Origin of the sequence: Moritella yayanosii, from assembly GCF_900465055.1 — a bacterium.
GTDB classification, from domain to species: domain Bacteria; phylum Pseudomonadota; class Gammaproteobacteria; order Enterobacterales; family Moritellaceae; genus Moritella; species Moritella yayanosii.
In genome coordinates this window covers 586,117-609,007 of the sequence record NZ_LS483250.1, presented here as the reverse complement: position 1 = coordinate 609,007, position 22,891 = coordinate 586,117, and the positions used below count along the sequence as shown (strand labels likewise).

The window sequence follows — 22,891 nt, the reverse complement described above, 5'->3', positions numbered from 1 at the left end:
CAGCAAGTCATTTTTAGAGGACATACTCTATTCTAATTTTTAAAACGGTGCTAACAGCATGTTAATCTTAAGTTAATGATTACTTAGTATTAAAGAGGGCTTATTTTCGATGCTATTGAGAGTAATACATTGAAATACAGTAAAAAATAAAACATTTATATCAATATATTCAATAGTTAATTTAAATCAACTAATAGTAGACCTCAATACTGTAACATATTATAGATATATGATTAACAAGTTAAAGCGGGTTAATCCACTCGGTTCACATTACAGGCCTTCATTAATCCACTTCGATTCGTTAGCTGCTTTTCTAAGCCTTATTGCCAGAAACTCTGCTGTTGCTGCAACCGTCCAGAATATTTAGCTTTTATTACGACGCTATCAAGAATAATCGTATTGCGACACAGATAACAAACAACTAAAAACTACCTATAAATAGGTGTTTACTCTATGCTAAATTGATACTTCCTGCGTTTTAACGAGAGTTTAAATGAAAGCAAACATACAACAACAGAAAGTCGATACGACCATAGTCCGAACTCACGCGTTACTGCATATGGCTAAATCAATTCACAGTGTTCGAGGGGCAAGTTCACAAGGAATTGGCTATTTAGCACCCAGCATCGACCTTAGTGCTGTTCGTCATAAACTCGATCAACTTGAAAGTCAGTACTACGTGATGCGAAAAGGTGACTTAAATAGTCAAGGTTACGTGACCAACCAAGACAGCTTAGTTAAAACAGATGAAAAGAAACACCATAACGATTTGCTGTCACCAGCGACAAACAAGTACATTTGGCATTATAACGAAGCCATCGCCCTGCCCTTTATGCCCAATAAACTCGCTATTATTGGTGCTGGTATTAATGCCATCGAAATAGCGACTATCTATCAAGCCTTAGGCGCGGCTGTTGATATCTTTATTACTGGCGATGACGTTTTTCCTGAGCTAGACAAAGACATCAACAAAACCTTTCAACGTTATGTAAAACGACTTTTCAAAATAAAACCACAAGCAGAAATAACCGCCTTTAATTTTAGTGATGATCACGTTCAGTTATCTGTCACCAGTAAAGGTAAAGCATTGCCTGATGCAGACTATGACGCGGTATTTATTGCCAGTGATGATGAAGACTCACAAGACGATTTATTAATCCAGCCCTTCATCGCCACCAGCTTTCCGACTGTTACCTGGTTAGGCTGGACAGAAAAGCAATTAGCTAGCAGTGCGTTAAATTATAAGGTGATAAACATACCGTGGCGTTCACTGGGTCGAGCAAACACAGATGTAAACACCAATGGCTTAACGAAGCTGATCTTTAATACCGACAACCACGTCTTAATCGGTGGCGGCATGATAGGTAACAATGCCGATGAGATATTTGGTGAAGTGTGTTTAGCGATTCATAATAACTTTACGGCAGACAATATCGCCCATACCGTACATGCGCATCCAACCTTGCATGAATCCATACTCTTGGCTGCTGAAGTATATCTTGGCACAGCGACTGATGTGCTGAATAAAGAATAGGTGTACAAAAGAGTAGAGAGACTTACTTAACTGCAACATTGGCGTTAATCAGTTCACACAAGATAACAAGCTTAGCGCTTAACGCCAGTGCCTCTGCTTGTTTGTTAGCCGTGTCTTTTGCATTTGCCACGATCGGCCAGCCAATATTTAATCGGTAAAGGTGTGGTATTGGTAGCATTAAAGCGGTTTAAAAAGTCATAACCTCAACGATCAATCAGCGTTAATGGTGATAAATGTTGATTGATCACTGGTAACCGTACTATTTTTGATCGCAGTTTTAGCACCTTCGCAATACCCACTATTACATTGTTGAGTACATGATTTAGTGCAATGGACGCGTTTGTTACAGCTCCACAAACATAGCTGCCAAACTTGTTGTTTCGATTCTGGATCTAAACAGTTGAAATCCGCGGCACAAAGGTGACCCGCCTGGATCAACTCTGCTAACTTCCGAGTCGATATACTTAAATTAACCTTAGAAGACATAATTAAGTCCTTTATAAACGTGCTGACACTCCATGTATTCATCATACCTGCTATTGAGAATGATTATCAATAGCAGGTATGGGTTTTATTGACACTAAATTACAAAGTGTTCAGATAACGGACTAAAGTACGACTGAATCCAAGAGCACATGTACCAAGGTCGTAGACTTTGAAGTGCAACTATAAAGATCATCGATTATAAAGATCAGGGTATAAAAATGGTGCCATGGCTAATGTCAGCGCTTGGGTATAATTGCTTTCGCGTGTTGCATGACCATTGGTTAACAGGCCAATCGCCCCGCCCTTATGCTTAATATTGACGGTTTTAAATAGCTTATCCATCACCGGTCCTAACTCTTTACCATCGAGTAACGACTGATAAATAGGTGCAGGTAATGGTAACGCAGCACTTCGGCCGACAGACTGCTGATCTTTATTGGCAATGACAACGTATGCAAATGTAGCAGGACCATCGTCCAGCAGATCCACACCGCCTTCAATAGCAATATAAAAGTCTGCCTCAGCATTTTGTTGGCAATACTTAACACGATTAATCGCGCCTGCACGGGTTTCCGCTGCGTTCATTGGTTGGTCAGGTACATTAGAAGGAGCAGCAACGCCTTCGCATTCCACATCATGATCAGGATACAAGGCGGCGATAACGCTACGTGAGGCATTTATTTTTACTGGATTTTTAGACCCCACCACAACTTTAATTAACTTCTGTTCCATCATTTTAAATTAACTCTTCTTGATTGCCAGTAGTGGCTATTCCAATAGGGATTATCTAAACGCGATAAGATCACGCCACGACTGCTCGACGCATGAAAAAACTGTAATTCATCAACCATAATACCAACGTGACGAACATTCACCCCAGTTTTAAAAAACACTAAATCACCAGTGCGTAATTGCTGACGTTTAATCGAATGTCCGACTTTAACTTGACCGGCAGTCGTCCGAGGTAGAGATAATGAAAATTGTTGCTCAAAAGTCAGTTTAACCAACCCTGAACAGTCAACACCTTTCTTGCTCATGCCACCCCATTTATGTGGAGTGCCGCGCCAATCGTTATATTGTGATAATAACAGACCTTGAGCATAAGCAAGTTCGGCAGTTGGCGCATTAATTTTAGGGTTGTTCTCAGACTGTTTTATTGAACTATGCTGACTACAACCCGACATTATCAGCAATAGTACAGCACAGCAGAAAGATTTAACTACCATAGTATTTATCCGTTAGTTTTTATTCCTTGATATTCTACCTTTTCGTCATAGTGCAAAACAATCCGCTTATCACTGCCAAATCAAAATTATAACTAAAATGATTAAAATCTTAGCTTAATCAACACGACTTAAATAAAAAACCAACACCTTTTAGTTACCGATAACATGACAGCATGTAATTAACACCAGCAAGTAAAATCATTTTACCTACAGGGTTTACAACCCTATGTGGCTAGTTATAAAAATTAACAAATAACGACGTAAAAGTGTTAAGTAACACACGATTTATTGAATTTAATACTATTTTCATACCCTTAAAAGTACATTTAACACCCTGTCACTATTTACAAATAATAAACAACACAGTAACATATACCCATATAGATATAGATATAGATATAGATATAGATAAAAATAAAGCTTAGTGTCTAAACACTTTATTTTATGGATTTACTACATAGGGATTAGATTACATGCAAGCACTCACACTAGTTGATATGGGTTTCTTATATACAGAAACAGTTGCCAGTCCTAAACATGTAGCCGGATTACAGATTTTTTCTGTGCCAGAAGATTATCAAGGTAACTTTACCCGCGATCTTTTCGATTGCTTAATGTCACAAGACGAGGTCAAGGCACCTTTTAATTTAAAACTTAAAAAACAGCTGACAGGCCAATTTCACTGGCAAGAAGATAACAATATTGATCTGTCTTATCACGTAAGATTTGCCATGCTACCGCAACCAGGCAACGAAAGTCAGCTGCTTAATTTTGTTGAACACCAACATGAAAGTCTGCTTGATAGAAACAGACCGCTGTGGGAAATGATACTCATTGATGGCTTAGAAGATAACAAATTCGCTATTTATCTTAAAGCACACCATGCATTCACTGACGGTGCAAAAGCCAACCAACTATTAATGTCATATTTAAGCAGTAATGCAGATGGGGCAATGACCGCTTTCTGGAATGTTGAGCACGAGCAGAAAGAAAAAGAGCTTGATAGTATGCTCACTTCAATAACAAAAACATCGAAGAAACTATCAGATCAAATAAAATCAATTCCATCGCTGACTAAGCTTACCACGAAATTGCTTTTCCAAGCCGCTAATGTGTATAAAGCGGATATACCGACACCGTTTATGGCGCCGAAAACACCATTTTCAGTCAGTCCCAAACGTGCTCGTCGCGCCGCTATTTCGGCACTACCGTTAATACGCGTTAAACGTATTGGCAAAATGACAGGTGCAACGATCAATGATGTTGTCGTCACCATTTGTGATATGGCGATTCATAACTACCTTGAAAGTAAGAATTTTAAACTTAAAAAGCCGCTTGTTGCCCAAATGCCAATGAGCTTAAGAAAAGCTGGCGACACTGTGACAAACAACCAAGTCGCAATCAGCTTAGTCGAATTAGCTTATAGTGGCGAATCACCGCTTGAACGTTTAATGACAATTAAAGATTCGTGTATCAAGTTAAAAAATGAAACTCGTTTACTGACCAAAGAAGCACTGACAAGCTATACCATGGTGAGCCAAGGTCTTGCTGTTGTTAGCGAATTCTTAAATTTAGATACCATATTACCCCCTATGGGTAACGTGCTTATTTCGAATGTGCCAGGACCACAGCATCCTCTGTATATGATGGGTGCGAAAATGGAACAATGCTTCCCTATTTCGGTATTACCACCAGGGATGTCATTAAACATAACGTTATATAGCTACAACGGCACAATCAATGTTGGTCTCGTATCATGCCGCTCTGCACTGCCTGATTTAACTGACCTTGCTGATTATGTGACTAATGCGTTTGTTGAATTAGAAAGTGAGGTACTTACAAGTGCTGTGTCCTCAGTATCAGAACAAATTGCACTATTAACAAAGCCTAGTGAAAACTCTGATATTAAACAAGAAACATTAGCTATTATCGAGCAAATATTAGCTGAAAGTGACACCGATATCAAAGCTGAGAATACCGCTGCAATAGAAGCAACAATTTAACATTGTGGTAAATTCAACAGTATCAGATCCAGCTTAGGGAAAAATGATGAAAACACGTGATAGGATATTACAGTGTAGTTTAGAAATGTTCAGCCAGTACGGACACGTAAAAGTATCAACGGTTGAAATTGCGAATGCCTTAGAAATAAGTCCAGGTAATTTGTATTATCATTTTAATGGTAAAGATCAGTTATTAACTGAGCTGTTTTATGAGTACGAAGCTGCCATTAATAAGCTAATGTCATTCTATGAAGAAGATGTGCAAGCGTTTGAAGATTACTGGGCATACCTAAATATATACGTCGGTTTAATTCAGCAATATTCATTCTTCTATCGCGACATGAAAGTTATCTTTGATGAAAATAAACTATTGAAACGTCGTTTTATGCGTTTGGTCAATAACCATCATAGTTTTTTCTTGAAGATGCTTGCATCGTTAAACGAGAGCAGTGAAATAAAAATGCCAGAGGCACAGCAAAGTTCGATGGCTGATACTATATGCTTGATTGCCACAAGTTCACTGGATACACAATTAGCTGAAGAAGATTACGATCTAAAAGAAATAACTCAGCGTATCGTATTGCGTATTATCATGTTAGTAAAACCTTATTTTTCTAACGAATCAAAAGAAAAATACTTGCATGAAGTAGAGCTAAATCCCGTTGAAACAACGAGTCTGTTTAGTTAGTTAAAAATATTGATTTAGCGTTTATGATCAAATATTAAAGAACCTAGTGACGATCAAGTTACTAGGTTTTTTTATCGATCTTATTCCATCTTTGATATTTTATCTACGACTACTAATGCAATCATAACGACAACAAACATCAAGCCAACATCGAACCAACGCCCATTAGCTATATCGTTGACAAGAATAAAACTAAAAACAATACCAACGCCTTGTAAACAGGTATAAACAGATCGCTTCTCTTCCATAGTGATATCCTACAAATTCACCACACACGATGTTCATTGATGATAAAAGTAATACAGTTATTATAGTTGATAAGCGATGCTAAAGCTGCTTATATCTATCGCGTTATTGTTAAGGTTTTACCCAAACGGCTACTGTCCATTGCGAGTTCGATAAGCTTAATACTCCACAGTGCATCTTCAGCATTAACGGGGGCATCGCTGTTAGAGCGAATTGCGTCCGCTATAGCCAGGAAATAATGTTGATAGCCACCACGTTGTGTGACCACAGTCTCGACTGAGTCAGCACGGTATAAACGACCGTATTGCTCAACAGTTTCATCAGCCCAATTTGGTTCGGTCGGTAACACCCCGGCTTTTAAACGATCTTCTTGCGGATCTAAACCCTGTTTTTCATAACTGCCTTTATTGCCTTTCACACTAAACCGTTTATTTGGTCCCGCGCTGTATAAATCACTATGTAATGTCGCGATTTTATCAGGGTAGTGCAACACAAGATTAAAGTAATCAATATTTGTTGAGCCTTCTCTCATGATTAAACACTGTGCCGTGATCGCATCAGGCACACCAAATAGCTGTAATGTTTGATCAATGAGATGCGGACCTAAATCAAATAATATCCCGCCACCAGAGGCTGACTGTTCACGCCACCGTTGACGTACTTCGGGTCTAAAACGATCGAAGTGAGATTCAAAACACTTAACTTCGCCTAAACTACCCTCTTGTATTAGCTTTTTGACCGTGAGAAAATCACCATCCCAGCGACGGTTATTGTAAACACTTAAAATGAGCCCTTTTTCTGCGGCTAACGCAATAAGTTCTTCACCATCTGCAACATTGGTTACAAACGGTTTCTCAATAATAACGTGTTTATTTTGCTCTAATGCTGTTTTGGCTAAAGAGAAATGAACATCGTTAGGCGCAGTAATAATCACTAATTCAACATCAGAATTTTTTAGTAGCCCATCCGCTGACAGATAATGTTTAGTCATTGGCCAGTCAGCGGTAACGGCAGCAACTTGACTACTGCTTATAGCAGTCAGTTCAAATTCAGCCAAACTACTGATAAATGGGATATGAAACGTTGTTGCCGAAAATCCATAACCTATTACGGCAGTTTTAATTGGTGTTCCATTCATACTACTTAACTCTCTTTATCATAACTCGGTGACGATATGCTGCGGATAGCGTAACATGATTAACGTTTTTCCATACGAATAGCGACGACCAACATGGCTGGAATGACAAAGATAGTAAACACAGTTGAAACCGCCAAGAATGACACTACCCAGGCCACGATAAAGCTCTGAACCCGGCCCGGGGATCAGCACTAACGGCAACATTCCACAAATACTGGTGGTAGCACTCATGTATATCGGACGCAGTCGGCTACGGGTTGATTCAAGCACTGCTTGCTGATAACCCATCCCCCCAGAGTGGAAATTGTTCAGCGCTTGGTACACGATCAAGATCGCGTTGTTCACCACCACCCCAACAAGGATAACAAAACCCAGCATGGTTAATACGTCCATTGGCTGCGGTACAATAAATATGTTCAGTAGCTTGAGGCCAATAAAACCACCAGCACCAGCCAGCGGCACTGTTAACATAATAATTAATGGGTAAATAAAATTACCAAACAATGATGCCATCAATAGATACGCAATCAGGGTAGCAAGTAAAAAATGCCACTGTAGAGCTTCACGGGTCTGCTCTAGCTTATCGGCAGCACCCGTCATATTAACTTGCAAACCATCAAGCAAGTTCATATCTCTCACTTGCGGGATGATCTGTTGTTCAATAACTTCCATTGCTCTTTGTAATGGCATTGATTTGGGCGGCGTTATTTGCAGCGTCACGGTTCTGTTTGTTTCAAGATGGCGGATCAAAGCCATCCCTGTGGTTTGTTGTAATTGCGCTAATGACGAAACCGGCACGACCTTACCACCGGGGGTGGCTAGATTCGCCTGATAAAGATCTTGCGGGGTGGGAAAATCACTGTCTGCCGCTTTTAGGATCAAGTCTATTTTCTTTTTTCCCTCTTGTTTAAAATCACCAATAACACGACCATCCATTAATACGTCCAGTGCTATGCCTAAATCACGGGTCGACATATTATTAGCCCGTAAGCGGTCATGGTCCGGCAAAATTTGCACTTCTGGGTAGGTGAGTTCAATAGACGGTATCGGTCGTATCTGACTGCCAGTTAACTCAATATGAATCATTTTGAACAGCGCCGCAGCAGCAGTGGCAATTTTATTCAGATCATTACCGCTAATATTAAGTTTTATCGCTCGTCCTTCACCCAATCCTGATTCAAATACGCCAGGCTGTAAACTCACGCCGTACATACCTGGAATACTGTAAATCAGCTCGGTAAAAAAAGGCAGTAACTCGCGGGCACGATCCCATTCTTCACTGATCGCCCCTGAAATCATAAACCCCTCGGCACCGACGTAAAACATATTTTTGATCGCAGGGACACCATCTACTTCAGCCCCGATATGTGGCAGTGCCATATCAAACAAACGCTCGCCTATTTCCACCCGCTCCGCTGTCGATAATCCTGGTGGTGGTATCAAAATATTAAGTACCAGGTTACGATTTCCTTGTGGCAGATATTCCATTTTTGGCGTTAACAGCCATACCGAAGTGATTGCCAACGAAATAAGCAAACCGATAGTCGAGATCCGTGTTAGCCAATTACGGATCACCAGAGTCACCAGTGCCATCAATCCGTTTGACAAGCATTGACCGAGTCTATCGAGAAACGTAGGTTTGTTGTCTGTTTTTTGTTTTTGACCCTTGAACAGCCAATAGGCAAACATAGGGATCACTGATACCGATACAAACAGGCTTAACGAGACAGCGGCAACAACAGCGATTGCGATGTCACGGAACAACTGCCCTGCTTCTTCTTCAATAAACACCACAGGTAAAAATACCGCAACTGTGGTAATCGTTGAGGCCAGCACAGCCCCCCATACTTCTTTAGTCCCTTGCAGAGCAGCATCGAACGCTGATTTCCCCATCTGCCGATGTCGCACAATATTTTCGATAACCACAATGGCATTGTCCACCAGCATGCCGACAGCAAAGGCGATCCCCGCGAGACTAACAACATTCAGGTTACGACCCAGCAAATCAAGAAAAATAAAGGTGCCGATAACACTGATTGGAATAGCCGTAGCAACAACGATAGTAGCGCGGACACTGCGTAAAAATAGCAATAATACACCCACTGCAAGTAAGCCACCAAACAAGATGTTTTGTTGGATCTGATCAATCGCACCGTTAATGTAGAACCGTTGATCATAAACCCAGTCTAGATAGAGTCCTTCATCTTCGAGCGTGTTTGCGTTTAGCCATTGATAGCGCGCTTCCACCAGATTCGTCATATCAAGAATGTTAGTGCCTGTTTCCGGGCGAACGCCAATCGCAATACCTGGGATCCCATTGTGTAAAACAACAGCGTTTTTCTTGGCATAATCTTGCCGGACCTCCGCTACGTCACCCAGTAATACCCGTTGCTGTCCGATAGAACGTAAAACTACAGCAGCGATGTCTTCCGCCGATTTAAATTCTCCAATGGTACGAACGCGAACATCATGCCGACCCATCGCCAACGTACCTGCCGATATGTTGGTATTTTCATTTTGGATCACCTCGATCACATTATTAATAGTCAACCCGTATGCAGCCAGTTTATCGGCACTGATGATCACATGCATCTGCTCTTCGGTTCCGCTACCAACAAACAGATCAGACACGCCTTTCACCCGTTCGATATACTGACGAACTTCATTTTCAAAAAAGGTTTTGTAAGTTTGGATCGGACGTTGATTACCGTCTTTCGTTTTCAGGATCATCCAGATCACCGGGGACACAGTCGCACCCGAGGCATTCACGACAGGGTTATCAACATCAGCAGGGTAAGAAGCCACTTCGTTGATCTTGTTAGTAACTCGCAGCAACGCTTGTTCAACACTGGTGCCTACCTTAAAACGTAAGGTAACACTGCCCTGGCCATTGCGCGCTTCACTTTCCATTTCGATGAGATCAGGCAAGCCTTTAAGAATGCTTTCCTGCTCCTCAATGATCTCACGTTCAATTTCGTAAGGTGTCGCACCGCGCCAGCTGGTTTTAACTTGGATCTCTGGTTCGATCACCGTCGGGCTGAGCTGATAAGGTAACCGCGCCAAACTGATCATACCGAACAGCAACAGCATGATAATACCAGCCAAAATGGTGACAGGTTTTAAAATTGAGAAGCGGATAATGTCCATAAGCAATCTCGGTGTTGTCTAATGGTCTACGATTTAAAAGCGAATAGCCTGACCGTCGTGTAATCGCTCGTTACCTTTGGTGATAACTTGCAGGAAGTCATCGATTTCAGGCGCTTCTATCGCAACAAGCAACCCTTTATACCCCAAGATCTGCACAGTAACCATCTTAGCTCTGCCATCAACGGCAAGAAAAACAATCGGTTTACCAAACTGTCTGATAACTGCATCTCTCGGTACTAACAGGCTGTTAAGTTTGGAACCACTCGGTAAACTAACCAGTGCTTGCATGCCTGCAATTAAATTTTTACCTTGCTCAAGTTTTAACTTAACGGTGAAAGTCCGTGTCGCTATGTCTCCTTGGGGAATAAAGTGAACAAACAAACTGGTGTAGTCTTTGTCGCCACTGCGAACCGAAATTTGGCGACCCGGATATAAAAAGTTTAACAAGTGCCCGGGAACATCGACTTCAACCTCGATATCTTTATCATCAGCAACCACGGCAACCTGACCACCGATATCAACCCACTCCCCTTGTTCTGTCAACTTTGCTTGAATCAAACCACTGAAAGGGGCATTTATCTGGGTCTTTTGTATTTGTAATTTCTGATAGTCGAGAATTGCCTTAAGAGATATAACGCGTTTTTTCTGCGCGAGTACACGATAATAGTTTTCATCGTACAGAGATTCGGAAATTGATTTATCGGCGTATAACGCTTTTATACGCTGTAAATCTTTATCTGCGCGCTCCAGTTCAAGCAGAGACTGCCGGTAATTAGCACGAACACCCGCAAGTCTTGCTTCAAGTAAATCAGAGCGCAGAGTGACTAAAGGTTGACCGACTTTGACTCGGGAACCAGCCGTGAAGTGGATAGTTTTAACAATGCCAGCAACCTCTGCAGCAACACGTGATACTCGTGTATAGCTAATACTACCAACGAGTTTGACCATAGGCTCTACTATTCCACGGGTAATTTGGCTGACTTCCACCAACATAGGAGGCGGCCCTGAGTTTTTCGGGGGTGGATCTTTATCTGGTGCTGCGTAAAGAATCATTGGACAGAGAACGACCAATAGCAGGATGTATAATGGAACCTTCAGTAAATACAATCGCATTAGCACTCCAAATGACTCTACTACCTCATTGTATTTTAGCTGAAAATGAAGGATTATCTAAAATACCCGATATATTTTTGTATCAGATAATGTGAGATAATGACGGTATACAATACACTCATTAGTATTAATTACGGTCGCTAACCCAAGTGGTTCTTCTTATAATTCGTTATTACGTCAAGTATCTGAAGTAAGCAGTCCAACTAAAGCGCTTGTTCGTGGTGTGTACCGCATCTCATTCACTTCATTTCGCTCAGCTATTGAAGGTTCTTTTGAAGCGACTATTGATACAAACGTCCCAGGTGTTAACATCGCAGCTTCTTTAGAATAATTACATGAGCTAGTTAACAAAGAAGGTTAATTCTTTTTAAATTAACTCGGTAATCTTCATGATAACCTGAAATAATGTAATTAAACGGCGCATCTTGCGCCGTTTATATTTTTACCTGTATGTAATTATTCGCAACGATTAAGCACAATGTACGCATCCACACAAACTAAGAACCTAAATGCTGGTTAAAAGAAAACCACTTTAACTTTATGTCCTTAATAGCCTGTATTCCTAAACAATTCGCACCTTTAATTTTTCGTATTAATTTACCCCCAAAGGCTTATTATGAATCTTTCAGCTAAAACCGTTGGTTATGGCATTGTTGGCTACATTCTACTGACTGCGTATGCGAAACGTAAGAAACAACGCCGCAACTTGACCGAAGGTGAATCAACAATGACCATCTAATTTTTTGACTTCTCTTTTAAATATGCTTCGCAGGATAAAGCGACACTAAAAGGCATAAATCTAAGGATAGAGAAAGGAGAAAAATTTATCATTATATTACCTTAGTGGTAACGTTAGACTTTTAGCTATCTCCTCCCTGTCTTCCTTTTCCCTTTATTCATGCCGTAATTTGATGAAGCCGACGACTGCCAATACGATAAACATTGCCAGCATTGGGAACAACACCAAATCAAGGTATTTGATCGCAGCGGCTAAACCCACAGCACTGAATATGATCACTAGGATTGGCGTAAAACAACAAATCGCGGTGACGATTCCGCCTAACACGCCAGTCTTAAACATCTTTCTACTCATATAACCGCTCCCCCTGACTTAAGCCTAGGATAATAAATAACATTAGCCCCTAAAAATCTATATCTGTTCGACATATAGTTCATGCTAAGATAGCTAAATTAGCTTACCCCTCGTCATGCAATGGAATAAATAGTGCTTTCAACGTCAACAGACAAACTAACCTTAGCCACAAATGAAATTCATTTGTGGTCGGTAGATCCGAAACAAATCCAACAGCCTGAATTATTACACGCTTATAGCCAGTTGTTATCAGCAGAAGAAACAACAAAACAACAACGCTTTCATTTTGAAAAAGATCGCCATAGTGCATTAATCACCCGCGCCTTTGTCCGTGATTTATTATCTCGTTATGCTGATGTGTCACCAACTGATTGGACGTTTATCAAAGGCGCCAAGGATAAACCCGAAATTGTTGATCCACCCATTCCACTACGCTTTAACATTAGCCATACCAATAACTTGATCATTTGTGCGGTCATGCTTAATGACGATATTGGTTGCGATGTAGAAAATATCAAGCGTAGCAGTGATGTGCTGAGTATCGCTAAATACTCTTTCTCAGCAAGTGAAATAAATGATTTAGTCATGCAGCCTACAATGCAGAAAACGAGTCGTTTTTTTGATTACTGGACGTTAAAAGAATCTTATATCAAAGCATGGGGATTAGGTTTGTCGATCCCGTTGAAAGACTTTAGTTTCAAGCTGCCAGATAGCCAGCAGGACAACGTTAGCTGTATTGACGACATTAAATTAAGCTTTGCAACTCACCGCATTGATAATACCAATATCTGGCGTAGCTGGCTGTTTTATCCAAATAACATTCACCGCGTCGCACTGTCAATACGCGCAAAAAGTAATAATCAAAATACCAATTATAAAATGCGATTTTTTAATTCAGTCCCCCTCATTAAAATCACTGAAACGACTACTTTTAGTCCTGACGTAATCTCTGACCCAAATTAGAATTCAGTTTAACGATTAACATTCACTAATTCAGATTCTACCAGCGCTTTTATCCTCACCGTTTACTCAAAAATGATCGAGCTTATGCGTCATGAACCACCATTGCACAGCTGCCATTAATCATGCGAGAACTTCATTCTTATTCGCGAAAAGTGCATAAAATGATAGACCCACATCAGTCTCTTCCTGGCCTAGTCTATTTTACTTTCGCAAACAGTGATTATTTTTTGTCTTAGTATTTCTTTCATTATATTTATTCCAATTTACACCGTCGCTAACTGCTCCGTTATTTATTCTAAGCCTCGACATTTAAAGCAATAACCTGACAACATTAAAAACTAACAAGCCCAGAAGGTACCGATAATAATGTGCCTGTTAATAAATAGTTACAGTTTAATATTCCCCTTTAGGCCAAAAAATCATGATAACCCAATGCTAGACATTAAACCAACCACTAAATAAAACAGTTAAAACATTTAAATTCATGACGTTGAAAAGATGTCAACGAGTCACGTAAATATGTCATTTAGGTAATCCAATGTCAAAATGATGTATTCCTTTGTGAGCATTCATGTAATATACACATAACTTTAACATTAGTGACAGTAAGTCATAACATCAGATGTGATGATATATGCGGTATAACGCAATCGGACGCAAACTATCAATCACATTAATAAAATAGGATATGGCTATGGAAGCACTCACATTAGTTGATATGGGTTTTTTATACACAGAAACAGTAACAAGCCCAAAACACATTGCAGGATTACAAATTTTCTCAATACCAGAAAATTATCCTGGTAACTTCAGTCGAGACCTATTTGATAATTTAATGTCACAACAAGAGGTTAAAAATCCATTTAACCAAAAATTAAAAAAACAAATCACCGGCCAATACTTTTGGCAAGACGATAACAATATTGACCTGTCATATCACGTACGTTTTGCAATGCTGCCACAACCAGGTAATCAAAATCAGTTACTTAGCTTTGTTGAACACCAGCATGAAACATTACTTGATCGTAATCGACCATTATGGGAAATGACTCTCATCGACGGTTTAGAAGACAACAAATTTGCTATCTACGTTAAAGTTCACCACGCATTTACGGATGGGGCAAAAGCCAACCAGCTGTTGATGGCTTATTTAAGTGAAAATGCTGAATCAGCCATGACCGCATTCTGGGCTGTTGAGCGACCACAAAAACAGCACACCGCAAAAAGCACCTTATCGATACTGGCTGATACATCAAAAATCTTAACTGGTCATATTAAATCAATACCATCACTGACTAAGTTGACAACTAAATTACTGCTCCAAGCAGCAAACATGTACAAGGCCGATATGCCAACCCCATTCATGGCGCCTAAAACACCGTTTTCAGTTAGTCCAAAGCGTGCACGCCGTGCGGCAATGTCATCGTTGCCACTGGCACGGGTTAAAACACTTGGTCGTCTCACGGGTGCAACGATTAACGACGTGATTGTGACTGTTTGTGATATGGCGATCCACAACTACCTAGAAGCACATGATGTAATACTTAAGAAGCCACTTGTAGCACAAATGCCAATGAGTTTGCGGGATGCCTCAGACCAGTTATCAAACAACCAAGTTGCGATCAGTTTAGTTGAACTTGCTTATGCTGGAGAACGACCACTAGAACGTTTAATGACCGTCAAAGAATCGTGTCAAAAACTGAAAACTGAAGCAAAGTTATTAACAAAAGAAGCGTTAACGAATTATACATTAGTAAGCCAAGGACTCGCAGCGGCCAGCGAACTATTAAATTTGGATACAATATTACCACCAATGGGGAACGTACTGATATCTAACGTACCGGGTCCAAGTAAAGCCTTATACATGATGGGTGCAAAAATGAAGAAATGCTTCCCCATTTCAGTATTACCTCCAGGCATGTCGCTAAACATAACGTTATATAGCTACAACGGCTCCATTCATGTTGGCCTGATCGCTTGTCGCTCTGCATTACCTGACTTGACCGAGTTAGCGGATTACATTGAAGATGCTTTTACTGAACTTGAAAATGAAGTATTAAATAGCGCAATCGAGAGTGTTACCGACCATATAAATCTATTGTCGTCTTCACCGCGTAATGATGATATTAGACAAGAAAGCATTAATATCATCACCCATAATATTAACCATGCGGAGCAAGTTAATTCGCAACCTAAAGTTAACCATGAAGACTCACCATTATGTGAAACAGCTTAGATCAGTAGATAAGTAAATCAATAGAGGAATTGCAGTTAGTAGCCATATCACAGCGGCTAACTGCTTTAGATAATAGCATTATTTATTTAGCTCAATGGTGCTAAAACGCTGTGTAGGTTATTTGCTGTTTCAATACCGCTATCGGTTAAATACCCACCGTCTTCTTGTGAAATAAGGCCTTTATCAAAAAGTGATTTCGCCGCACTAATAACAGAGGGGCTAGCTTCATTATGAATCTTAATACCTTCTAATTGAGATTGTGTTGGGAATTTAGCCAGTAATTTCATTTCTTCAAACAGTGTATCAGAATACTTTTTAGTCATAATTGCTCGCTTTTTTTAATAGGGATAGTTTCATAATAGGGGCTTCAAAGAAGATTGTAAATTAAAAACAGAGGAAATAGGGCTAGATCAACAAAGCCCCCAATAAAATGAAAGATTGAGGGCCTATAGGTCATAATTAATGCAATCATCCTTATTGCACAAACACTTACAGTCTATTTAATGCTTACATATTAAGGTTACGATAACAAAGACGAGCTTATTACTTGATATAGCAACTCATGCCCGGCACTGTTTGGGTGTAATCCATCTGCCGTTAAATAGGCTTCTTTATTGTCATTAAACGGCGTGTAAACATCAATCAAATTCACACTGTACTTCACAGACAATGTTAACAAAGCTTGGTTGTAACGACGAATGGTTTCATCATTGCGAATGCGGTTATTGACATTAGGAATGCCATCAAGCTGGGCTGCAATTGGCGTGACATTAATCAGCACAACATTAGCGTCCTTCTCAAGTGAGAACTCCATACAGCGACTTATGTTGTCAATATACGTTTCAATATCAACAAGGTAGTTACCGTCTTGCTTAGCAAGATCATTTGCGCCATAGCCAAACAATACTGTATTTTGCTTATCGTCTGCTAAACGGGTAACAAACTCATGTTGAAAACGTTGGATTAAACCATTTGTTGTTTCACCACTAATGCCCATATTAAAGACACTAATCCTATCTGATCCGCTTCCAGAAACTGTTGCACTTATTATGCGACTCAAGCAGCGCGTTTTAATGCGATCAGCCCAACCACCATATATCGCGTCACTTTCGCCACGAGTAATACTATCACCAAAACAAATTATGCTCGCCATATGGCCTAGCTCCGAAAATATTCATGAATAAACTATTGAAAATAAACTACTACAATTGACTAAAACTAGCTATATTATCTTGATATTCAACAAAGCAGACATCCAGTTTCAGAGAATGGTTAATTAAAATAATGAGATGCAATTGCGAATGATTTTCACTTGCAATATACTGTACCACTCATTATTTTCATCATTACTAGCACTTACGAGTGCTCGTATACATTTATTCACTAACATGGCCACTATGCAAAATACATCACTAAACCGAGTAAAAAGTGCCTTTACCCAAGGTATCTGGGTCACATTAATCAGCATTGCTATCGGTTTTAGCTTTAAGATTTGGTTAGCACACTGGGTCCCAAAAGATGACCTTGCTCTGTTCCACAGCGTCGTCGATCTAATCTCTTTGTCGTTAATATTAATGACCGGATTTCGTTCATCAATGGTGGTGAGTTATTCACAAACACAGAATGACCGCGATATCATTAACGTGTTTCGCTATAGTTTAATGACCATGGTACTTATTACTTGGGGAGTTGTGATCCCCTACATTAAGCATCAGTTAGATATTGACGTCAGTTATTACCAGTTGGTGGGCATTATCTTGGGGATGGGACTAAAAGTATATTTCACTAATCTTATTGCCATGTATCGATTATACAGTATTTCGAATAAAGTCGTTTGGTTAGAACCTCTCGCGAATGTACTCATGTTTTTTGTTTGTTATTACATATTTAACTTAGATGCCTTGGTATCACTGTTTATGGGTTTAACCCTATCATCACTTGCCATTGCCGCTTACATGTTTAAAAAACGTCGCAGAGATATTTCAACGCGCCCTTTAACTGGTGTACATTTCGATCCCAACTTAGTTAATTTTGTAAAAAAAAGCTTCACCGCATCACTTGAAGCTGGCGCGAGTATTTTAATGATATACATTACCGTACTGCTGACCATTCGACATTTTAGTGTGGACGAGTTAGGTGATTTCCAAGTTGTGGTACGTCCGGTATTTACTTATTTAACCCTGCTATTCGTGTTTCCTATCTATCGGTTTGTATTACCCGAGCTGGCGGTGTGTGTCCGAAATGGCGACCATCAACAAATCAAACTTATCCGCCAATGGGTATTTAAAGTATCTTTCGCTGTTAGCAGTCTGTTTTTCTTGGTCATGCTGTTGTTTGGTGAATCATTAGTGCTTACACTTTTCCCTCATGAATACGCTGGCGCAATTCCTGTTCTGCTGCATTTTTCATTCTTCTTTATTTTTATGATGCTGAATGCTTATCAGCTTGCTTATATTAAAGCGCATGGGCATTTTATGTATAGTTTATGTATTCGGATCAGCGGTATTATCACACTCATACTTTCATTCGAATTATTAAGCCGATTTACCGACAATGTCGTCGCCATTATTATCGCTTTATGCAGCGGTTACTTGATGATGTTTATCTTATCCAGCATCGTAGAACGACAAATTTTAAAGAGCCACAATATTAAGCTGATTCATCAGCCTGTTTAACCCAATCAGCAAGGATTGAAATGCATAAAGCCAGTCACTGACAACAGCGACTGGCTTTAACGCTAAACAAACAACCAATTTACAGACGCACACCTTCAATATTAAACGTCATATCTACATACACAGATGCAGGTCCAAGATCAGTCGTAATGCCATAATCAGTTAGTTTCAAACTTGCTTCACCCGTGAATCCAACGCGGTGGCCACCCCAAGGATCGGCACCTTCACCCACTTTTGTAATAGGGAAAGTGATTGTCTTAGTAATGCCTTTTAAGGTGAATAGCCCCGTAACCATGCCATTTGTATCATCACTAAATTTGATACTTTGACTTCTGAACTTTGCTTTCGGGAATTTCTTCACGTCCAAAAAATCATCACTTTTTAAATGCTTATCACGCTCGGCATGATTAGAATCTAAACTTGCAGTATCAATAATTAGATTGATTTGCGACGCGTTTGGCGATTTAGCATCATACGAAAAATCTCCATCAAACGTATTAAAACGACCCAGTAACCAACTGTAACCTAAATGCTTAATTTTAAACTGTACAGAAGCATGTGCACCGGCAACATCAATATTGTAATCTGCAGCCTGAGCTACATTGGGTGCCACAGCAGTGAACAGTGAACTTGCTGTTATAGCAACAGCTAAAATTTGTTTTTTCATCATATTCCCCATTTTAATCTAGCTTTAATTATGAATTTTTCATTGCGTCTTCATACTCGATAAAGTCGTTATTTATTTTCTGTTGTTTGTACTTTCAACATACGCACAAGTGTCTTATTCTTATTGATAACATGATGTTTAACCGCAGCTAATGCGTGCACTCCAGCTAACAGCACTAATACCCATGCCAAAATTTCATGTATTTCACCCGCGATGTCCTCTTGATTAGCAACAGACAATGGGAACGCAGGTACGTTAAATATCTCAAACACCATGATGCCACGTCCATCCGCAGTCGAAATTAAGTATCCCGATATCATTAATGTAAACATCAGCAGATAGAGACCGAGATGAACCAAATGCGCGCTTGTTACTTCAAACTTACTCGCATACTTGTCTGCGCTATCAGGATTAATATTGATCCCACGCCATAACGTACGAAACAATAATAAACCAAACAATAAAATACCTATGCTCTTGTGTAAATAGAGAGAGCCTTTATACCAAGCATCATAATAAGTTAATTCAACCATATATAAGCCTAAGCCAAACATGCCCAAAATGGCTAATGCCATAATCCAGTGCAATAAAATGGCTACCCAGCCATACGCTGTTTTAGTATTATTTAGCATTCAAGTATGTCCCCACCTCAGTTAATTCATAATACGGTAATTTTGACTATTACAAAACAGTCATTAATGCGAAACTATTGTGCATAAATGCACAGAACTTTTACATTAAAGTAAATAACGTCATTCACAGTAACTGGCATAAGCGCTTGTTTATTTGAATGTTCAGTAATTGAACTCAACACTAAAAGAATTTTAATATGACAAACATTTCTTGGGATGATTACAAAATAGCGTATCAAGTTGCCATCGATGGCAGTTTAAGCCAAGCAGGTAAATCGCTAAATATCAATCATACGACTGTACTACGACGTATTAACCAGTTGGAAACAGCCTTAGAAATTAAATTGTTTTTTCGGCACCAACGCGGTTATAAGGTGACTGATGCAGGCAAGATCCTCCTCGCAGAGTTACCAGAACTCATTGCTCGCTTCAGCAAACTTGAATATCAATTACAGAATGTGGAAAGTAATATTAGCGGTGAATTACGTATTTCCACCATCAGTTCGTATTCTTCACAGTTAGCGCCTGCACTTAAAGCATTTAGAGATATCTACCCTGCTATTCGTATCAAGGTATTATCTACAGATGATATCGTGTCATTGGAGTCTGGAGCCGCTCACGTATCACTACGTGCAGGGCCAAAACCCAACGGCGCAGATCTGATCGTTAAAGAGTTAACGCGGTTTAAAACCCATTATTATGCGTCAAAAGAATATGTAAAAGAGTTCGGAAAACCGAGTACTAACAGTAGCTTTAACGAGCATTATTGGGTGTTACCTACGGCAGAGAAATACCGGATCCCTTTTGTCCGCCATGTCGTTGATAACATAGACCAGAATAGAATTGTATTTCAGAGCAATCACTTTCCTGATGTTAACCAGGCTGTCATCGAAGGGATGGGAATCGGACCCATGGGAGAGCATCAAGCGAAGCTTTATCCGTCACTAGTAAAGATACCGTTGAACTCACCTAAATCAGAAGAAGCAATGTGGTTTGTTTATCATAAAGATGCAAAACACAGTGCCAGGGTGAAGTGTTTTTATGAATTTTTACATGCTCGATTAAAACGACTGCAGAATAATAATTAACTGACTTACATAAAAAGATAAGAAGCTGAATGACTTGAGTATTATTTTAACGTCGCAGGTGCTTCTTCTAATTGCGTTTGTATTTCTGCTTTGACCTCAACACCAAAAGGAACATTGAGAATAAGTTGACCTACAAGATCCTGCTGAGAGAATTAGTACACACCGAAGCAACCACTAAGTATATTTCGCATATTAAATACAGATAAACCATAAATTAACACTAAAGTAATAGTCTAGTTAACATATGTCAAGGTAACATCATGATGTTACTGTGATAATAAAAAAGGAGCACAACAAATTTACGACCATAATTGAGAACATAATGAAATCAACAAAATTGAACACTGCAAAAACGTTGCATGAAAATGAAATAGATTATTCAGCCACGTTAAATCTAATATCAACAACAAATCCACAAAGTAATATAACTTACACCAATCAACACTTTTGTGATGTTGCCGGATATACAGCAGATGAAATGTATGAACAGCCGCATAATTTAATCCGGCACCCAGATATGCCCAAACAAGCTTTTTCACAGCTCTGGCAATATATCAGTTCCGGTAAAAGTTGGATGGGATTGGTAAAAAACAGCTGTAAAAATGGTAGCCATTACTGGGTTTCAGCTTTTGTTACGCCAATTACCAATGAGCAGGGGCAAATCATTGAATATCAATCAGTGCGGAGCAAACCTGATCGAGAGACGGTAACTCGGGCCTCAGCACTGTATCAAAAAATGCACACAGGTAAGTCTTCCAAAGCTTCTCAACTGCGCTTTAAACAAAACACCATATTACTCATTTTAACCGGGATCACCCTGCTGCTTTTAGCTGCACAACTGTTCATCGCGGGTATATCACCATTAACCGTCGCGATGGCCGTCACGATGTTATGTTGTTTTATCATAATTAAGTATACACAAACTCGAATTAATCAATTAGCGGCATTGGCTAAGGAAGCATATGATAACCCGTTAATGGAGCATGTCTATACGGGTAAAAAAGACGATTTCTCAGCAATCGAACTGGCACTAAAAATGCGCCAAGCAGAACTACGAGCCATTGTCGGCCGTGTTAGTGAAACGTCAGCAGATCTCTTGCTCTCAGCGGAAGAAGAATTTTCCCAAGCCCTACAGATAAAAACCAATCTAGAACAGCAGAATGATGCCACAGAACAGGTCAGTGTCGCCATGGAACAAATGTCACTCTCTGTTCGTGATATTGCAGAAAGTGCCGTGCAAGCATCTTTACTGACCTCCGAAGCACAAAAAATGTCAACTGAAGGACAACAAAGTGTCGAAACCACCATCAATTCAGTGCATTCGTTACACCAAGAATTAGATAATTCGAAACGTGTGATAAACATATTATCTGAAGATTGTGTACAAATTGAAACGATTCTGGACGTGATTGGTGCGATCGCAGATCAAACTAATTTATTGGCATTAAACGCCGCGATTGAAGCGGCACGCGCTGGTGAACAAGGTCGTGGTTTTGCTGTTGTTGCTGATGAAGTGCGATCTTTAGCCCAAAAAACGCAGGCATCAACGGGGGAGATCCAGCAGATGATCACAAAATTACAGCAAACCGCAGGTCAGGCTGTTGAATCGGTAGATCGGGGAGTAACATTATCCCAACAATGTAATGATCAAGCCGCAGAAACAGGTACACGTTTAGAGGAAATTAACCATAAGTTAAACCGAGTTACAGACAGCAGCCATCAGATCGCTTCTGCCGTTGAGGAGCAAGCAGGCGTGAGTGATGATATTTTACGTAACGTTGAGCATATTGGTCAACTCAGTGCCGCGACTTCAAAAACCAGTGATGACTCTGTTGAAAGCACTCGTCTGTTAGTTAATAGATTAGAAGCAATGCAACGCTTAATTAGTCAATTTCAAAAAAACTAATTAAAAGGAGCCAACGGTGTTTTTCAAAACAGTTGGCTCCTTACTCTAGC

The 22,891-nt window shown here is 39.9% G+C and carries 23 protein-coding genes; 10 read left to right on the top strand and 13 right to left on the bottom strand.

The features are described 5' to 3' along the window. The first annotated feature begins 493 nt into the window (after window positions 1-493). A complete protein-coding gene (locus MORIYA_RS02755; protein ID WP_112712507.1) occupies window positions 494-1,534 on the top strand; it encodes an FAD-dependent oxidoreductase in 1,041 nt (346 codons plus the stop codon). 22 nt (window positions 1,535-1,556) lie between these two features. Here the strand turns inward: MORIYA_RS02755 and MORIYA_RS20705 are convergent, their stop codons facing one another. The 4 genes from MORIYA_RS20705 to MORIYA_RS02740 form a co-directional block, all read right to left on the bottom strand. Continuing rightward, window positions 1,557-1,712, bottom strand: coding sequence for a hypothetical protein (locus tag MORIYA_RS20705; protein WP_162629202.1), 156 nt, complete (start codon window positions 1,710-1,712; stop codon window positions 1,557-1,559). 32 nt (window positions 1,713-1,744) lie between these two features. Further along, window positions 1,745-2,020 carry a hypothetical protein gene (locus MORIYA_RS02750; RefSeq protein WP_112712505.1) on the bottom strand — a complete coding sequence of 92 codons (276 nt, stop codon included), beginning with the start codon at window positions 2,018-2,020 and terminating at the stop codon, window positions 1,745-1,747. Between the two features lie 189 nt (window positions 2,021-2,209). After that, complete coding sequence (yjjX, locus tag MORIYA_RS02745; RefSeq protein ID WP_174216957.1) at window positions 2,210-2,752, bottom strand: inosine/xanthosine triphosphatase; 543 nt, start codon at window positions 2,750-2,752, stop codon at window positions 2,210-2,212. After that, complete coding sequence (locus tag MORIYA_RS02740) at window positions 2,752-3,246, bottom strand: NlpC/P60 family protein (protein ID WP_112712501.1); 495 nt, start codon at window positions 3,244-3,246, stop codon at window positions 2,752-2,754. Before MORIYA_RS02740 ends, yjjX begins: the two co-directional genes overlap by 1 nt. 473 nt (window positions 3,247-3,719) lie before the next feature. On the opposite strand from MORIYA_RS02740, the gene MORIYA_RS02735 reads away from it, so the two are divergent. Both MORIYA_RS02735 and MORIYA_RS02730 read left to right on the top strand, forming a co-directional pair. Continuing rightward, entirely contained in the window at window positions 3,720-5,249 is a 1,530-nt protein-coding gene (locus MORIYA_RS02735; protein WP_112712499.1) for a wax ester/triacylglycerol synthase family O-acyltransferase, read from the top strand. A gap of 43 nt (window positions 5,250-5,292) precedes the next feature. Further along, complete coding sequence (locus MORIYA_RS02730) at window positions 5,293-5,937, top strand: TetR/AcrR family transcriptional regulator (protein ID WP_232011485.1); 645 nt, start codon at window positions 5,293-5,295, stop codon at window positions 5,935-5,937. Between the two features lie 80 nt (window positions 5,938-6,017). Here the strand turns inward: MORIYA_RS02730 and MORIYA_RS20700 are convergent, their stop codons facing one another. The 4 genes from MORIYA_RS20700 to MORIYA_RS02715 form a co-directional block, all read right to left on the bottom strand. Next, on the bottom strand, window positions 6,018-6,185 hold the full coding sequence (locus MORIYA_RS20700) for a hypothetical protein (RefSeq protein ID WP_162629217.1): 168 nt from the start codon (window positions 6,183-6,185) through the stop codon (window positions 6,018-6,020). Between the two features lie 95 nt (window positions 6,186-6,280). After that, window positions 6,281-7,321, bottom strand: a complete 1,041-nt coding sequence (locus MORIYA_RS02725) for an oxidoreductase (protein ID WP_112712495.1) — start codon at window positions 7,319-7,321, stop codon at window positions 6,281-6,283. Between the two features lie 18 nt (window positions 7,322-7,339). Beyond that, entirely contained in the window at window positions 7,340-10,468 is a 3,129-nt protein-coding gene (locus tag MORIYA_RS02720; protein ID WP_232011484.1) for an efflux RND transporter permease subunit, read from the bottom strand. Between the two features lie 33 nt (window positions 10,469-10,501). Next, window positions 10,502-11,581: an efflux RND transporter periplasmic adaptor subunit gene (locus MORIYA_RS02715; RefSeq protein ID WP_112712493.1), complete on the bottom strand. Its 1,080-nt coding sequence runs from the start codon at window positions 11,579-11,581 to the stop codon at window positions 10,502-10,504. Window positions 11,582-11,693: 112 nt separating this feature from the next. On the opposite strand from MORIYA_RS02715, the gene MORIYA_RS02710 reads away from it, so the two are divergent. Together MORIYA_RS02710 and MORIYA_RS21560 are read left to right on the top strand one after the other, a co-directional pair. Beyond that, the gene (locus MORIYA_RS02710) at window positions 11,694-11,912 is read left to right on the top strand and encodes a LipL32 family surface lipoprotein (protein ID WP_331838548.1); all 219 of its coding nucleotides are present in this window, start codon (window positions 11,694-11,696) and stop codon (window positions 11,910-11,912) included. A gap of 285 nt (window positions 11,913-12,197) precedes the next feature. Beyond that, window positions 12,198-12,320, top strand: a complete 123-nt coding sequence (locus MORIYA_RS21560; RefSeq protein WP_269461233.1) for a hypothetical protein — start codon at window positions 12,198-12,200, stop codon at window positions 12,318-12,320. 153 nt (window positions 12,321-12,473) lie between these two features. Here MORIYA_RS21560 and merF read toward each other — a convergent pair whose 3' ends face one another. Continuing rightward, window positions 12,474-12,674: a mercury resistance system transport protein MerF gene (gene merF, locus MORIYA_RS02700; RefSeq protein WP_232011483.1), complete on the bottom strand. Its 201-nt coding sequence runs from the start codon at window positions 12,672-12,674 to the stop codon at window positions 12,474-12,476. A 132-nt stretch (window positions 12,675-12,806) separates the two neighbouring features. Here merF and MORIYA_RS02695 point away from each other — a divergent pair, with 132 nt between their 5' ends. Continuing rightward, a complete protein-coding gene (locus MORIYA_RS02695) occupies window positions 12,807-13,637 on the top strand; it encodes a 4'-phosphopantetheinyl transferase family protein (protein WP_112712491.1) in 831 nt (276 codons plus the stop codon). Between the two features lie 694 nt (window positions 13,638-14,331). Beyond that, window positions 14,332-15,873 carry a wax ester/triacylglycerol synthase family O-acyltransferase gene (locus MORIYA_RS02685; protein WP_112712489.1) on the top strand — a complete coding sequence of 514 codons (1,542 nt, stop codon included), beginning with the start codon at window positions 14,332-14,334 and terminating at the stop codon, window positions 15,871-15,873. 86 nt (window positions 15,874-15,959) lie between these two features. On the opposite strand, the gene MORIYA_RS02680 is transcribed toward MORIYA_RS02685, so the two are convergent. Beyond that, a complete protein-coding gene (locus tag MORIYA_RS02680) occupies window positions 15,960-16,196 on the bottom strand; it encodes a TIGR02647 family protein (protein ID WP_112712487.1) in 237 nt (78 codons plus the stop codon). A gap of 197 nt (window positions 16,197-16,393) precedes the next feature. Next, window positions 16,394-17,026, bottom strand: coding sequence for an SGNH/GDSL hydrolase family protein (locus tag MORIYA_RS02675; protein ID WP_112712485.1), 633 nt, complete (start codon window positions 17,024-17,026; stop codon window positions 16,394-16,396). Window positions 17,027-17,270: 244 nt separating this feature from the next. Here MORIYA_RS02675 and MORIYA_RS02670 point away from each other — a divergent pair, with 244 nt between their 5' ends. Further along, a complete protein-coding gene (locus tag MORIYA_RS02670) occupies window positions 17,271-18,548 on the top strand; it encodes a lipopolysaccharide biosynthesis protein (RefSeq protein ID WP_112712483.1) in 1,278 nt (425 codons plus the stop codon). Window positions 18,549-18,627: 79 nt separating this feature from the next. Here the strand turns inward: MORIYA_RS02670 and MORIYA_RS02665 are convergent, their stop codons facing one another. Together MORIYA_RS02665 and MORIYA_RS02660 are read right to left on the bottom strand one after the other, a co-directional pair. Then, complete coding sequence (locus MORIYA_RS02665) at window positions 18,628-19,215, bottom strand: YceI family protein (protein ID WP_112712481.1); 588 nt, start codon at window positions 19,213-19,215, stop codon at window positions 18,628-18,630. Window positions 19,216-19,283: 68 nt separating this feature from the next. Further along, a complete protein-coding gene (locus MORIYA_RS02660; RefSeq protein WP_112712479.1) occupies window positions 19,284-19,847 on the bottom strand; it encodes a cytochrome b in 564 nt (187 codons plus the stop codon). A gap of 197 nt (window positions 19,848-20,044) precedes the next feature. Between MORIYA_RS02660 and MORIYA_RS02655 the strand changes: the two genes are divergently transcribed. Together MORIYA_RS02655 and MORIYA_RS02650 are read left to right on the top strand one after the other, a co-directional pair. Continuing rightward, entirely contained in the window at window positions 20,045-20,935 is an 891-nt protein-coding gene (locus MORIYA_RS02655; protein WP_112712477.1) for a LysR family transcriptional regulator, read from the top strand. A gap of 322 nt (window positions 20,936-21,257) precedes the next feature. Beyond that, window positions 21,258-22,841, top strand: coding sequence for a methyl-accepting chemotaxis protein (locus MORIYA_RS02650; RefSeq protein WP_112712475.1), 1,584 nt, complete (start codon window positions 21,258-21,260; stop codon window positions 22,839-22,841). Window positions 22,842-22,891: the final 50 nt, after the last annotated feature.